Origin of the sequence: Sandaracinus amylolyticus, assembly GCF_021631985.1 — a bacterium.
In the GTDB taxonomy this organism is placed as follows: Bacteria; Myxococcota_A; Polyangia; order Polyangiales; family Sandaracinaceae; genus Sandaracinus; species Sandaracinus amylolyticus_A.
On sequence record NZ_CP070225.1, the window covers coordinates 3096180 to 3108851 of the forward strand.

Here is a 12672-nt window from a genome sequence, read left to right on the forward strand (position 1 = left end):
TGGTGGCGTACGTGGGAACGCGGCCGGTGTCGCCACGACCGCCCGAGCCGACTGACGTCAGCTCGGCTTGTTCATGTTCTGGCGAGCGGTGCCCTCGAGCTCCTTCGCCTTGCCCTCGGCAGCCATCTGCTCGTCGTCGATCACCTGACCGACGCGGTTCTTCGCCTTGCCGATCAGCTCCTGGCCCGCGCCCTTCGCGCGCTCGGCGGCCTTCGCAGCCTCCTTCTGCGTCTTGCCCTCGAGCTCCTTCGCGTGGCCCTCGGCCTCCATGCGCTCGTTGCCGGTCAGCTTGCCGACGGTCTTCTTGATCTTGCCGCCGAGCTCCTTGGCGGAACCCTCGCCGCGGTTGGTCTGGTTGTGCGCCATCGCTCGTTCTCCTCGTGCCCGTCGAAAGAGCACGGGGCGTGCCGGAGAACCGTCGGAAAACCGAATCATTCCGTACGCTCCCGAGCACGCGACCGAGACGCTGCGCCCCACGCGGGGATCGCACGCGGCGGAGCGCCGCGATTCGGCGTCACGCGCGCAGGCGCGACCAGCTGCGGAGGAAGTTCTCGCCGAGCACGCGGCGGATGCGGTCCTCCTTCCAGCCGCGCTCCAGCATGTAGGAGACGAGCCGGTAGTAGGCGTGCGCGCCGTCGCGGAGGTCCGGCGGCGGGATGATCGCGCCGTCGTAGTCGCTGCCGATCGCGGCGGCCTCTTCGCCGCCGGCGCGGAGGATGGCCTCGAGGTGATCGATCACGCGACGACCGTCGCGCACGCCACGACCGAGGAACGCGTGGTGGAAGATGACCGCGACCACGCCGCCGGTGTCGGCGACCGCGCGGATCTGATCGTCGTCGATGTTCCGCCACATCGGGTGCACCGCGCTCGCGCCGGTGTGGGTGACGATCAGCGGCTGCGCGCGGTCGTGCACCTCGACCGCGTCCCAGAAGCCCTTCGGGCTGACGTGCGCGAGATCGACGAGCACCTTCGCGTCGTTCAGGCGCTTCACCATCTCGCGCCCCGCGTCGGTCAGCCCGCGATCACCGCGCAGGCGCAGCGGGCTCGAGGTGTCGCCGTAGATCGAGTTCGAGAGGTGCACGAGCGTCACGCGCGTGATCAGCCCGCCGCCGATCGACGCCACGTTCTCCTCGGCGCCCTCGAGCGCGTTGCCGCCCTGCACTGCGAGCAGCGCCGCGTGCTTTCCCTGCGCGCGCGCCGCGCGGTACTCGCTCGGCGTGCGCACCGCGGTGATCGCGCCGCTGCGCTCGAGCGTGCGCTGCAGGTCGCGCAGGTTGGTCTCGAGCAGCGCGGGACGCGCGCTCGCACCGCGCGCGATGTTGGTCGCGATCGACCACATCGCGCCGGTGAGCCCGCCCTCGAGCGCGCGCGGCACGTCGAGGTGCCCGAAGAATCGCCCCCCCAGCGGGCCGAGCCGATTCCGCGCGAGCAGGTCGTAGCCCCACAGGCGCGGCGGGATGAACGACTCGAGGTGCAGATCGATCACCTCGCACGACCACGCGAGCTCCACGGCCTCGCGCGGCACACCCGCGGCGCGCGCCACGTCGCCGGCATCGCGATCGTTCGCGCGCGCCACGACCGCGCTCATCGCGACACGCCGAACTGCACGCGGTGACCCCCGAGGGCCGGGAGCTCGGCGACGAAGCGGCTGCCGTCGACGCGCGCCGGCCACATCTGCCAGCGCGTCTGGGTCGCGCCGCCGAGGTGGGTGTCTCCGACCTCTTCCTCGTGGCCGAGCGCGAGATCGGCGGGCTGGAACCCCTGGGGCAGCACGATCGCAGGCGCCGAGAGGCGGAACTGGCCGCTCGCGGCACGCATCGCCGGCGAGATCTCGAGCGCCGGTCCGAGCGGGCGCTTGGTCTCCTGGTTCCACGCCTCGCGCGCGTCGGGCGCGACGTGGAAGTGGATCTCCACGTCGCTCTCGAGCGCGCCCGCCGGGATCTCGAGGCGCGCGCCGTTCGCGAGCTCGAGCGTGCCGCCGGACGATCCGACGGTCGCGCTCACCTCGCGCTCACCTCGCGCGCTGACGGGGCCGCGATGCACCGGCGCGGGTGCTCGCTCCTCGACGGGCATCGTCTGCGCGGTCGTGCTGCTCGCGCTCGTGCCACCACCACCACACGCACCGATCGCGAGCGCGACCCCGATCGCTCCCACCATCCAACGTCGTCGCATCATGGGCTTTCCCCTCCCGTGCGCTCCCGAACGTGATCCCCTGGGCGTGTCGTGCGAGCGAGTCGCGATCGACACATCGCCAAGCATCCTACTTCCTGCGACGAAGCCATGCGAGCAGGCCTCGAGAAGCCGTCGTTGACCGCGCGCAGCGGGCTTTGGCAGTCTCCCGTTCGTGTCGCTCCGCGCTCGTGCCGCTGCGCTCGTCGCGCTCTTCGGATGCGTCGGATGCGGCACGGTCGATCTCGGCGACAACATCGTCCCGCCCGACCTCATGCTCGACGAGGACTTCTTCTACTGCCGCATCCAGCCCGAGGTGATCGAGCCGCAGGGCTGCGCGGGCGGTGGCGCGGGCGAGATGGGGATGTGCCACACGGCGCGATCGGCGCTCCGTCTCGTCGACACGACGGGCATCGCGCCGCCGACGTGCGCCGACGATCGCGTCGAGGGCACGGTGCCGGCGGAGTACGTCGAGAACTTCCAGGCGGTGCAGTTCACCGTGCAGAGCGATCCGCTCTCGAGCCCGTTCTACCGCCGTCCGACCGGGCTCGACTCGCACCCGCGCGTGATCTTCCCGGAGAGCTCGCCCGAGGCGGATCTGATCGCGATGTGGATCGCGCGGGGTGGGCTCTGATGCGCGCGCTGCTCGCGCTGATGATCGCGCTCGCCGTTCCATCGATCGTGCACGCGCAGGATCCAGCGCCGAGCACCGAGAGCACGAGCGAAGAGGACGCACCGGTCGGCGTGTTCGCGCGGGTGATCGTCGATCGCACGGTGATGCGCAGCGGGCCCGGCGCGGCGTTCCGCGGGGTGCGCAGCGCGCGTCGTGGCGACGTGTTCCCGATCGTCGAGCGCGGGACGCGCGGCTACTGGTTCCGGGTCGAGCTGCCCGATGCGACGCACGCGTGGATCTCCGGCGACGCGGTGTACACGCACGAGCTCTCGGCGGAAGAAGCGTCGCAGGGACGCTTCCTTCCCGAGGTGTTCGCGCCCGCGCCGCTGCTCCAGGCGACCGGCGAGCTGCACTTCGGCTTCGGTGTGCTGGGCGTGAACGACCCCAACGGGTTCATGACGATCCGCCCGACGATCTACATCGCGCCGGAGATCGGCATCGAGGCGACGCTCGCCGCCGCGGTGGGCGAAGGCGGGCGGCTGATGATCGGCACGCTCGGCGGGCTCGTGAACGTGTTCCCCGACTCGCCCGTGGTCCCCTTTCTCGCCGCGGGCGGCGGGTTCGTGGTGAGCGATCCCAACGCCGACTCGTTCTTGCTGCAGTCGGGCGTGACCGGCGCGCTCTACGCGGGCGGCGGGCTCCGCATCGCGTTCCGCTATCGCATCACGCTGCGGCTCGAGGCGCGCGCGTGGGCGATCTACGAGGAGAACCGCTACGTCGCGCAGGAGGAGCTCAGTGCTGGCTTTACTGTGTTCTTCTGAGCGAGTGCGGCTCGCACTGGTGATCGTGCTCGTCGGCGCGCTCGCAGAGGGATGCGTGACGGTGCGGCCCGAGGAGCGCGAGTTCCTCGCCGATCCCGCGATGACGTTCGGCTCCGAAGGCGAAGCGGGCGCGCACGAGGCGCACGTGCTCTCGAACCGCGAGGGCAGCTACGGCGCGGCCGGCGTCACGGGCGGCGGCTGCGGGTGCAACTGATGCTCCGTGCGATCGCGATCGCGTGCGCGCTCCTGCTCCTGGCGAGCTCGCTCGCATCGGCGCAGAGCGGCGAGATCGGCGTCGCGGGGACGCTCTATCACGAGGGCGGCGGGCCACTGAACATGACCGTCGTCACGCCCGGCGTGAGCGCGTCGGTGGATCCGATCGAGGAGCTCACGATCCGCGCGGGCTGGGAGGCCGACATCGTGAGCGGCGCGAGCGTCGCCGTGGTCGATGCGCCGGCCCCCGAGGTCGACGTGATCTCGACCGCGACCCAGCTCTTCGACTTCCGCAACGTGATCTCGGGCGGCGCCGAGGTGCGCAGCGACTACGGCGCGATCCGCGCGGGGTACGCGTACGGCTTCGAGAACGACTACCGCAGCCACGCGATGACGCTCGGCGCGCGCGCCGAGGCGTTCGAGCGCACCGCGGCGTTCGACATCTCGTACGCGCGCGGCTGGGACGAGGTCTGCGACGTCTTTCAGCCGCGCAACCAGGAGCCCGTCGATCGACGTCGTCTCGCGAGCTCCGAGGGATGCTTCGGCGACAGCCCGGAGCTCACCGAGCGCCCGGTCGAGCTGCAGACGTTCCAGGGCTCGTGGACCCAGGCGTGGGCGCCGATCTTCACGACGCAGCTCACGGTCACCGCGCAGCTCGTCGACGGCTTCCAGAGCAATCCGTACCGCGCGGTGTGGCTCGGCCGCACTGCGGCCCAGGAGCACCACCCGGACTTCCGCGCGCGGTACGCGGCGGCGCTGGGCGCGCGCCTGTGGCTGCAGCCGCTCTCGGCCGCGCTCCAGGCGAACGTGCGCGGCTATCGCGACACCTGGGACGTCACGAGCATCACTGCGGAGCTCGCCTACGAGCAGGTGATCGAGGGCGCGCTGCGCATCCGCGTGCGCGGCCGCTACTACAACCAGACCGGCGCCGCGTTCTACAGCGACGACTACGCGCTCGCGCCGCGCGGCCAGTTCTTCACCGGCGATCGCGAGCTCTCACCGATGTGGAGCACGCTCGTCGGCGCACAGATCGCGTACACGATCTCGTCCGGTGCCGACGGAGCCGCGCTCGGGTTCCTGCGCTCCTTCGATCTGCTGCTCAAGGGCGACTGGCTGCACCACGATTTTCCGAGCTTCCACTATGGTCGCGTCGCCGTGCCCAACGTCGACGGGCTCATCGTGACGCTCGCGCTGGAGGCTGCGTTCTGATCATGTCGATGCTCCGCTCCTTGCCGCTGGTGCTCGCGGCGATCTTGTCGCTCGCGGGATGCAACCGGCGCGGCTCGCTCCTCGATCAGCCTCCGGCCGCGACCGGCGATGCGACGCGGCCCGGCGCACGCCCTCCCGGCAGCGCACGTGGCAGCGCGCGGCCGCCCGCGGGCACGAGCTGCATGGGCCGCGAGGACTGCCCCAGCGATCAGGTCTGCGTCGATCGCGTGTGCCGCTATCGCGAGACGAGCGTCGCAGGCGAGATCCTCGCGACCGCAGCGCGCGCGCAGGTCGAGGCGGGCGACTGGGAAGGCGCGATCCGCACCTTCGATCAGGCGATCGAGCACTACGACACCGCGCACGCACCGGTGCCGCCCGACCTGCTCTGCGCGTCGGCGTCGCTCGTGCTTCGCACCGCGTCGGACGCCGAGGGTCGCGAGCGGGGCGCGCGCCGCGCCGATGCGTGCTTCCGCGCGTCGCTGCCGGGCTCGCCCGAGCGCGAGGAGGTGCGCCGCGCCGTGGCCCGTCTTCGCTTCGAGGGGCTCGACACCGCGCTCTTCGATCGCACCGAGCCGGCCGAGCGCTTCTTCACGCAGGAGCCGAGCCGCCCGACCGTCGACGCGCTCGCGATCGACGTCGAGCTGCCGGAGAGCGAGGACCCCGGCGTCGCCCAGGTGCGCGAGCAGCTCGCGGGCGAAGCGGCGCGCCGCGCGATCGCGGAGTGCTTCGTCCAGGACTGGGAGCTGCGCCACGAGCGCAGCGCGTCGGCCTCGCTGATCGTGCGTTACGCGACGCGCCTCCACGACATGGGCACCTACGACACGTACGAGCCGACGATCAGCGTCGAGAAGACGACGGTCGCCGAGGACGGGTTCGAGCCCTGTGTCGCGCGCTCGCTGTCCGGCGCGATCGCCGCGCCGCGCGCCAGCCGCGTGGTCGCGTGGCAGACGTCGATGTCGATCACCGCGAGCGTCCAGTAAAGCGCGTCGCTCGCGCCTGAGTGACGTTTGCCTCGATCGCCGGAAGAGCCTATTTTCCGCCGGCTCCGATGACGACGAAGCAGCACGCGTGGGCCGTGATCATGGCGGGCGGCTCGGGGACGCGGTTCTGGCCGCTCTCGCGCAAGGCGCACCCCAAGCAGCTCCTTCCACTCGCCGGGAGCGACGCGTCGCTGCTCGCGGAGACGGTGCGTCGCATCGCGCCGATCATCCCGGCGGAGCGCGTGGTGGTGGTCACCGCCGAGCACCTCGCCGACGCGACACGCGCCGCGCTGCCGAACGTGCCCGCGGAGAACGTCCTCGCCGAGCCGGTCGGTCGCAACACCGCGCCGTGCGTGGGCTGGGCCGCGGCGCACGTGCGGCGTCGTGATGCCGACGGCATCGTCGCGGTGCTCGCTGCGGATCACCACATCGGCGACGAGCCCGGGTTCCTCACGATCCTCGAGCGCGCGCTCGGCGCCGCGGAGCACGGCGAGCTGGTCACGCTCGGCATCAAGCCGACCCGCCCCGAGACCGGCTATGGCTACCTCGAGGTCGGCGAGGAGCTCGGGCCGGGCGTCTATCGCGCGCGCCGCTTCGTCGAGAAGCCGAACCGCGCGCGCGCCGAGCAGTTCCTGACGTCGGGCTCGTTCCTCTGGAACAGCGGGATGTTCTTCTTCCGCGCGAGCTCGGTGCTCGACGCGATCCGCGTGCACCTGCCGGGGCTCGGCGCCGCGCTCGAGCGCTTCGATCACGCAGCGGAGCAAGGGCGCGAGCAGGACGTGGTGCGCGCGGAGTACGCGGCGCTGCCCTCGATCTCGATCGACCACGGCGTGATGGAGAAAGAGGATCGCGTCGTGGTGGTGCCCGGCGACTTCGGATGGTCCGACGTCGGGAGCTGGCTGACCGCTTGGGAGCTCGCCGCGAAGGACGCGCAGAACAACGCGGTCGCGGCCGGCGGCGCGAGCGACGACGTGGTGCTCGTCGACGCGACGGGCTCGTACGTGCGCGCGCCGCAGGGCAAGGTCGTCGCGCTGATCGGCGTGCGCGATCTCGTCGTGGTCGACACCGAGGACGCGCTGCTCGTGGTCCCGCGCGATCGCGCGCAGGACGTGCGCGCCGTCGTCGACGCGCTCAAGGCGCGCAAGCGCGACGACAAACTCTGATTCGACATCGCGATCGCCGATCGCGATGGGTGGGAGACGCTCATGGCCTCGATCCCGAATCCGTTCGTGTTCCGCGAGTACGACGTGCGTGGCGTCGCCGATCGCGATCTCAGCGACGACTTCGCGCTCTCGCTCGGGCGCGCGCTCGGCACGTTCTGGGCGCGCCGTGGACAGCGCCGCGTCGCGGTCGGTCGCGACTGCCGTCTGAGCTCGCCGCGCCTCCACGCCGCCCTGGTGCGCGGGATCCTCGAGACCGGCGCGCAGATCACCGACGTCGGCATGGTCCCGACGCCGCTGCTCTACTTCAGCGTGTTCCACCTCGGGCTCGACGGCGGCGTGCAGATCACCGGCAGCCACAACCCGCCCGAGGACAACGGCTTCAAGATCATGAGCGGCAAGGGGACGCTCTCCGGCGAGGAGATCCTCGAGCTGCGCCGCATCATCGAGCAGGACGACTTCGCGATCATCGGCGAGCGCGCGATCGGCGCGCCGGGCACCCGCACCGAGCTCGACATCCTGCCGGCGTACGAAGGCTTCGTGCGCGGCAACGTGAAGATGGCGCGCACCGATCTGCGCTTCGCGATCGACGCGGGCAACGGCGCGGGCGGCCCCGCTGCGCTCGGTGCGATGCGCGCCGCGGGGCTCGAGCCGATCGCCCTGCTCTGCGAGCCCGACGGCGCGTTCCCGGTGCACCACCCGGATCCCTCGCTGCCCGAGAACCTCGAGATGCTCGTCGCGACGGTGCGCGAGCTCGGGCTCGAGCTCGGCATCGCGTTCGACGGCGATGCGGATCGCATCGGCGTGATCGACGCGCGCGGCGACACGCTCTGGGGCGACAAGCTGATGATCGTGTTCGCGCGCGACGTGCTCGCGCGTCGCCCCGGCGCGGCGATCCTCGGCGAGGTGAAGTGCTCGCAGACGCTCTACGACGACGTCGCGAAGCACGGCGGGCGCCCGATCCTCTGGAAGACGGGGCACTCGCTCATCAAGAAGAAGATGAAGGAAGAGCACGCGCTGCTCGCGGGCGAGATGAGCGGCCACGTGTTCTTCGCGGATCGCTACTTCGGCTACGACGACGCGATCTACGCGGCGCTGCGTCTGCTCGAGATCGTGGCGCGCAGCGATCGCCCGCTGCACGAGCTGCTGCACGACGTGCCGAAGACCTTCGCGACGCCGGAGATCCGCGTGGACTGCGCCGACGATCGCAAGTTCGGGATCGTCGAGCGCGTGCGCGATCACTATCGCAAGACCCACGACGTCATCGACGTCGACGGCGCGCGCATCCTGTTCGGTGAAGGCGCGTGGGGCCTCGTGCGCGCGTCCAACACGCAGCCGGTGCTGGTGCTCCGCTTCGAGGCGGGCACGCCCGAGCGGCTCGATGCGATCCAGCGCGAGGTGGAGGCGCTGGTCGCGCAGACGAAAGAAGGATGAGCATGTCGACGCGCGCGATGGGTCTCGCTCCCGAGCTCTACGAGTACGTGCTCGCCTCGATGCCGCCCGAGCATCCGGTGCTCGCGTGGCTGCGCGAGGAGACCGCGAAGCTCGGTGGGATCTCGCGGATGCAGATCGGCAGCGATCAGGGCCAGCTCATGGCGCTCTTCGTGCGCATGGTCGCCGCGCGAAAGGTGCTCGAGATCGGCTGCTTCACCGGGTACAGCTCGACCGCGATGGCGCTCGCGATGGCGCCCGGCGGGACGCTGATCACGTGCGACGTGAGCGAGCCGTACACGAAGCTCGCGCAGCAGGCGTGGGCGCGCGCCGGCGTCGCGGATCGCGTGTCGCTGCGGCTCGCACCGGCGCTCGAGACGTGCGACGCGCTGATCGCCGCGGGTGAGAGCGGCACGTTCGATCTCGCGTTCATCGACGCCGACAAGAGCAACTACGACGGTTACTGGGAGCGCTGCATGACGCTGCTGCGCCCTGGCGGCGTGGTGCTCGTCGACAACGTGCTCTGGGGCGGCGCGGTGATCGATTCGACGATCGATGACGAAGACACTCGGGCCATCCGCCGTCTCAACGGGAAGGTCGGTCGCGACCCTCGCGTAGCCAGTGCCATGATCGGCGTCGGAGATGGGCTCACGATCGCCGTGCGATTGTGAGTGGCGGCGCGGGCGCAGCCGACCGTTCCGAGGTATCGAGCGGGCGTTTTCGCCAGGGGGTCCGATGATGAATCGTCTCTTCGCCGGTCTTGTCTTCGCCGCGGCGGCGCTGTGTGCGAACGCGGCGAGCGCGCAGGTGGTCATCCAGGGTGAAGGTCAGGCGGGCGGCGTGTACGGTCAGGGCACCGTCTACGTCGCGCCAGCGCAGGGTCAGACGCTCCAGGCGCAGCCTCAGCAGCAGCAATACGGCGCGTCGCCGTACGTCGCGCAGCAGCAGGGGCAGCCGCAGCCGGTCCGCACGGTCGTGCACACGTCGCCGACGATGGCGCTGCTGGTGCCGGGCGTGATCGCGCTGGGCGCGGGCTGGCTCATCCACGGTCTCGGCAGCCTCGGTGTCGCGGAGCAGTGCATCGGGTTCGAGTGCCCCGACGATCTCGGCACGTGGGTCGGGCTCGGGTGGATCCCGATCGCGGGGCCGTGGATCGCGTACGGCGCGACCGACTACTTGGGCGACTACGCGTGGTTCAACATCCTGTTCGGGATCGTGCAGGGCGTGGGCGCGGTGCTGACCGTGCTCGGCGTCGCGATCCAGCAGGAGTGGGAGGAGGCGGTCTACGTCGATCTCGGCGACGACGTGCGCCTCGCGTTCGACGGCGGTGGGAGCCAGGTGGGCGCGACGCTGAGCTGGTGATCCCGACGAGCTGGGTGCGACGGCGTCTCGGCCCAAGGCCGAGGCGCCGTTTGCGTTTTCCGTCGTGGATCCCGGCGGAACGGCGCTACCCTCCGCGCCGTCGCGCAAGCGGAAGTGAGGCTGTCGTTTGCCGTTCCGGATCGTCCCACCAGCGCTGGTCCTCGTTGCCGCGCTCTCCACACCTGCCCTCGCGCAGTCGCGCACCGGCGAGCGACTCGATCCCGCGATCGAACGCCGTGTCTCGGGCGAGGCCACCGTCGGCGTGCTCGAGCCGTACGGCAGTCACGACCGCCTGTACGGCGCGCTCGGTGTGTACGCGAGCGGCCGCCTGCACACCTGGGACGAGGGCGCGGAGGCACGCGGGATCGTCGAGCTCGACGGAACCCTGCGCGGCTTCTTCGGCGAGGTCTACGACGACGCGGGCTCGCTGCGCTGCTGCGCGATCGCGAGCTCGACGCTGTCGCTGATGATCGGGTGGACCGACGGCGCGAGCGTGCGGGTGCGCGGCGGCCCGGCGATCACGCTGCCGTTCGCGATGCTGAACAGCCGCGCGAGCTCCGCGCAGTACCTGACGCAGCTCGCGCTCGCTGCGACGGGGTTCTGGGACGCGTGGGAGGGCTTCGCGCTGGGCCCGAGCGCGCTCGCGCGCGCCGACGTCGACGTGCGATCCGGCGTGCTCATCGCCGGCGCCGACCTCGCGGCAGGCGCGGCGTTCTGGCTCTGGCGCGACGGCTTCTGGGACGAGCCGCCGATCGCCGTCGCGCACTATCAGATCGGCGGCTACGTCGGCATCGAGCCGATCGAGTGGCTCGCGCTGGGGACGCGCGTGCAGGTCGCTGGCTGGAGCGACTACGGCGACGGGCACGCCACGCCGAGCGACGCCGACGCGCAAGTCTCGCTCGTGCCCTTCGCGCGGTGGATGGGACCGCCGTGGTTCGTCGAGGTGCGCGGCACGATGAACCTGGACGAGCCGGTGGGATTCGCGAGCCGATCGCTGATGTGGGGCGTGCGCCTCGCGGCCGGCGTGGAGCTCGAGCCGTGATGCGCGCGGTGGTCATCGTCATCGCGTGCGTGCTCGCGTCGTGCGCGCGCGAGACCGAGCCCGACGAGCTTCGCTTCGTCGACGCATCGCTCCCCGATGGAAGCCCGTGGGGGCTCTTCGATGCGACGCCGAACCCGCGGCGCGATGCGGGTCCGCGTCCTCCTTCCTCTGCGCTCTCGTGGGGCGAGGACGAGCTCGTGCAGCTCTTCGTCGGCGACGCGGGGTACCTCGTCGTGCGGCGCGACGTCGTCCAGCGCTTCGATCGCGATGGCGTCGAGCGCGCGCGCTGGGATGCGCCGGAGCGCGTCGTCACGGCGGCGTTCGATGGTGCGCAGCTCACGGTCGTCGACGGTACGAGCGTCGTCGCGCTCGACGCCGATGCCCTGGTCGAGCAGATGCGCACGCCGCTCGCGCGGCGGTGCTCGTCGGCGACGATGCTCTCCGGCGCGCGCCTCGTGTGCCGCGATCGCGACGAAGCGTCGACGCACGGGCTGACGGTCTACGACGTCGTCTCGGGCGTCGAGCTCGGTCACGCCATCACGAGCGACCAGCGCAGCGTGCTGCATCTCTTCGCGGTGCCGGACGACGCTGCGGTCATCGCGCTGCCCGACGTGGCGTGGGCGTCGTGGGTCCAGCCGCGGCTCTATCGCGTCGAGGACGGAGTCGCTTCGGAGTGGGGCATCGCAGACGCACACGACTCGGAGTCCGCGGCTCCGTTCCTCGCGATCGTGCGCGGAGCGCCCGCGCGCGTGGTGAACGAGCGCGGCCACGTCTTCCGCTTCGACACCTGCGCCGAGGGCACGGCGCCGTGCTTCGAGCGCGATGGCTCACTCGGCACGATCGGAGTTCGCGAGTCGGTCGTCGCGATGGACGATCTCGATCACGATGCGGTGCTGACGCTCTCGCAACGCCAGGGCTCGACCGGGCCCCGATGCGTCGGAGGATGCGCGCTGCGTCGGACCGATCTGGCGACCCGCGCGGTGCTCGCGGAGGGCACGTTCGAAGGTCCCGTCGGAGGCGTCATCGCGGTGCGCTGGGATCCGCGCGGCGGCGCGGCGTTCGTCGCAGGGAGCACATCGTGCTCGGACGTGGCGTGCCGTGGCTGGAGCGTGACGCGCGTCGTGATGGAGGACGCTCGATGATGCGCCGCGTGCTGCTCGGAGCCCTGGTGATCGCGGTGCTCGCCGGATGCCGGGACAACGGCCCGCTCCCGGTGCTCGTCGACGATCCGTTCGCGCGCGATGCCGGGCCGCGGGACGCGGGGAGTCGTCGCGACGCGTGGATGCCGGAGGACCCCGGGCTTCCGGATCCACCGGACGCGCTGCGGAGCGGGCCCGAGGAGATCCTCGATCTCTTCGTGGCGGACGCAGGTCATCTCGTGGTGCTGCGTCGCGCGGTCGTGCTCGTCGATCGCACGGGCGGCGAGCTCACGCGCTGGACGATCGCGCGCGACATCACGGCGGTCGCGTTCGATGGCGCGCGGCTCGTCGTGGCGGACCGCGCGTTCGCGACCGAGCTCTCTCCGACGCTCGACGAACGCGGGGCGTTCCTGCTGACGCGCGAGTGCGTGCGCGCGACGATCGTCACGGACGCGCTCGTGTGTCGCGAGGAGCAGGCCGACGTGGTCTACGACCTCGCGACGGGCACGGAGCGCGCGCGACGCGAGCACCTT

General features: G+C 71.4%; 14 protein-coding genes. 11 read left to right on the forward strand and 3 right to left on the reverse strand.

All coding sequences use genetic code 11. The annotated features are described in order from the left end of the window. Positions 1-57: 57 nt before the first annotated feature. From I5071_RS12770 to I5071_RS12780, 3 genes are all read right to left on the reverse strand, one after another. Complete coding sequence (locus I5071_RS12770; RefSeq protein ID WP_236605712.1) at positions 58-366, reverse strand: CsbD family protein; 309 nt, start codon at positions 364-366, stop codon at positions 58-60. 148 nt (positions 367-514) lie between these two features. Then, positions 515-1588 (reverse strand): dipeptidase, encoded by a 1074-nt coding sequence (locus tag I5071_RS12775; protein ID WP_236605713.1) that lies wholly within the window; start codon positions 1586-1588, stop codon positions 515-517. Next, complete coding sequence (locus tag I5071_RS12780) at positions 1585-2175, reverse strand: hypothetical protein (RefSeq protein ID WP_236605714.1); 591 nt, start codon at positions 2173-2175, stop codon at positions 1585-1587. Before I5071_RS12780 ends, I5071_RS12775 begins: the two co-directional genes overlap by 4 nt. A 169-nt stretch (positions 2176-2344) precedes the next feature. Between I5071_RS12780 and I5071_RS12785 the strand changes: the two genes are divergently transcribed. The 11 genes from I5071_RS12785 (at position 2345) to I5071_RS12835 (ending at position 12142) form a co-directional block, all read left to right on the forward strand. Further along, complete coding sequence (locus I5071_RS12785; protein WP_236605715.1) at positions 2345-2803, forward strand: hypothetical protein; 459 nt, start codon at positions 2345-2347, stop codon at positions 2801-2803. Next, entirely contained in the window at positions 2803-3603 is an 801-nt protein-coding gene (locus I5071_RS12790) for an SH3 domain-containing protein (RefSeq protein ID WP_236605716.1), read from the forward strand. The genes I5071_RS12785 and I5071_RS12790 overlap by 1 nt, the downstream gene beginning before the upstream one ends. A 4-nt stretch (positions 3604-3607) precedes the next feature. Next, positions 3608-3817 carry a DUF4266 domain-containing protein gene (locus tag I5071_RS12795; protein ID WP_236605717.1) on the forward strand — a complete coding sequence of 70 codons (210 nt, stop codon included), beginning with the start codon at positions 3608-3610 and terminating at the stop codon, positions 3815-3817. Then, positions 3817-5025 carry a DUF3570 domain-containing protein gene (locus I5071_RS12800; protein WP_236605718.1) on the forward strand — a complete coding sequence of 403 codons (1209 nt, stop codon included), beginning with the start codon at positions 3817-3819 and terminating at the stop codon, positions 5023-5025. Before I5071_RS12795 ends, I5071_RS12800 begins: the two co-directional genes overlap by 1 nt. 8 nt (positions 5026-5033) lie before the next feature. Then, positions 5034-6005, forward strand: a complete 972-nt coding sequence (locus tag I5071_RS12805; protein WP_236605719.1) for a hypothetical protein — start codon at positions 5034-5036, stop codon at positions 6003-6005. 68 nt (positions 6006-6073) lie between these two features. Beyond that, positions 6074-7168 (forward strand): mannose-1-phosphate guanylyltransferase, encoded by a 1095-nt coding sequence (locus I5071_RS12810; RefSeq protein ID WP_236605720.1) that lies wholly within the window; start codon positions 6074-6076, stop codon positions 7166-7168. A 42-nt stretch (positions 7169-7210) separates the two neighbouring features. Next, the gene (locus I5071_RS12815) at positions 7211-8599 is read left to right on the forward strand and encodes a phosphomannomutase/phosphoglucomutase (RefSeq protein ID WP_236605721.1); all 1389 of its coding nucleotides are present in this window, start codon (positions 7211-7213) and stop codon (positions 8597-8599) included. Between the two features lie 2 nt (positions 8600-8601). Then, positions 8602-9267, forward strand: coding sequence for an O-methyltransferase (locus tag I5071_RS12820; protein ID WP_236605722.1), 666 nt, complete (start codon positions 8602-8604; stop codon positions 9265-9267). Between the two features lie 67 nt (positions 9268-9334). Next, positions 9335-9958, forward strand: coding sequence for a hypothetical protein (locus I5071_RS12825; RefSeq protein WP_236605723.1), 624 nt, complete (start codon positions 9335-9337; stop codon positions 9956-9958). A gap of 127 nt (positions 9959-10085) precedes the next feature. Then, positions 10086-11000, forward strand: coding sequence for a hypothetical protein (locus tag I5071_RS12830; RefSeq protein WP_236605724.1), 915 nt, complete (start codon positions 10086-10088; stop codon positions 10998-11000). Further along, positions 11000-12142: a hypothetical protein gene (locus I5071_RS12835; RefSeq protein ID WP_236605725.1), complete on the forward strand. Its 1143-nt coding sequence runs from the start codon at positions 11000-11002 to the stop codon at positions 12140-12142. Before I5071_RS12830 ends, I5071_RS12835 begins: the two co-directional genes overlap by 1 nt. The last annotated feature ends 530 nt before the right edge of the window (positions 12143-12672 follow it).

Bases quoted from the DNA above. Each gene is read 5' to 3' on its own strand.
- I5071_RS12820 (WP_236605722.1), top strand. From the start codon at position 8,602: ATGTCGACGCGCGCGATGGGTCTCGCTCCCGAGCTCTACGAGTACGTG.
- I5071_RS12810 (WP_236605720.1), top strand. From the start codon at position 6,074: ATGACGACGAAGCAGCACGCGTGGGCCGTGATCATGGCGGGCGGCTCG.
- I5071_RS12780 (WP_236605714.1), bottom strand. From the start codon at position 2,175: ATGATGCGACGACGTTGGATGGTGGGAGCGATCGGGGTCGCGCTCGCG.
- I5071_RS12770 (WP_236605712.1), bottom strand. From the start codon at position 366: ATGGCGCACAACCAGACCAACCGCGGCGAGGGTTCCGCCAAGGAGCTC.
- I5071_RS12825 (WP_236605723.1), top strand. From the start codon at position 9,335: ATGAATCGTCTCTTCGCCGGTCTTGTCTTCGCCGCGGCGGCGCTGTGT.
- I5071_RS12815 (WP_236605721.1), top strand. From the start codon at position 7,211: ATGGCCTCGATCCCGAATCCGTTCGTGTTCCGCGAGTACGACGTGCGT.
- I5071_RS12835 (WP_236605725.1), top strand. From the start codon at position 11,000: ATGCGCGCGGTGGTCATCGTCATCGCGTGCGTGCTCGCGTCGTGCGCG.
- I5071_RS12790 (WP_236605716.1), top strand. From the start codon at position 2,803: ATGCGCGCGCTGCTCGCGCTGATGATCGCGCTCGCCGTTCCATCGATC.
- I5071_RS12800 (WP_236605718.1), top strand. From the start codon at position 3,817: ATGCTCCGTGCGATCGCGATCGCGTGCGCGCTCCTGCTCCTGGCGAGC.
- I5071_RS12775 (WP_236605713.1), bottom strand. From the start codon at position 1,588: ATGAGCGCGGTCGTGGCGCGCGCGAACGATCGCGATGCCGGCGACGTG.
- I5071_RS12805 (WP_236605719.1), top strand. From the start codon at position 5,034: ATGCTCCGCTCCTTGCCGCTGGTGCTCGCGGCGATCTTGTCGCTCGCG.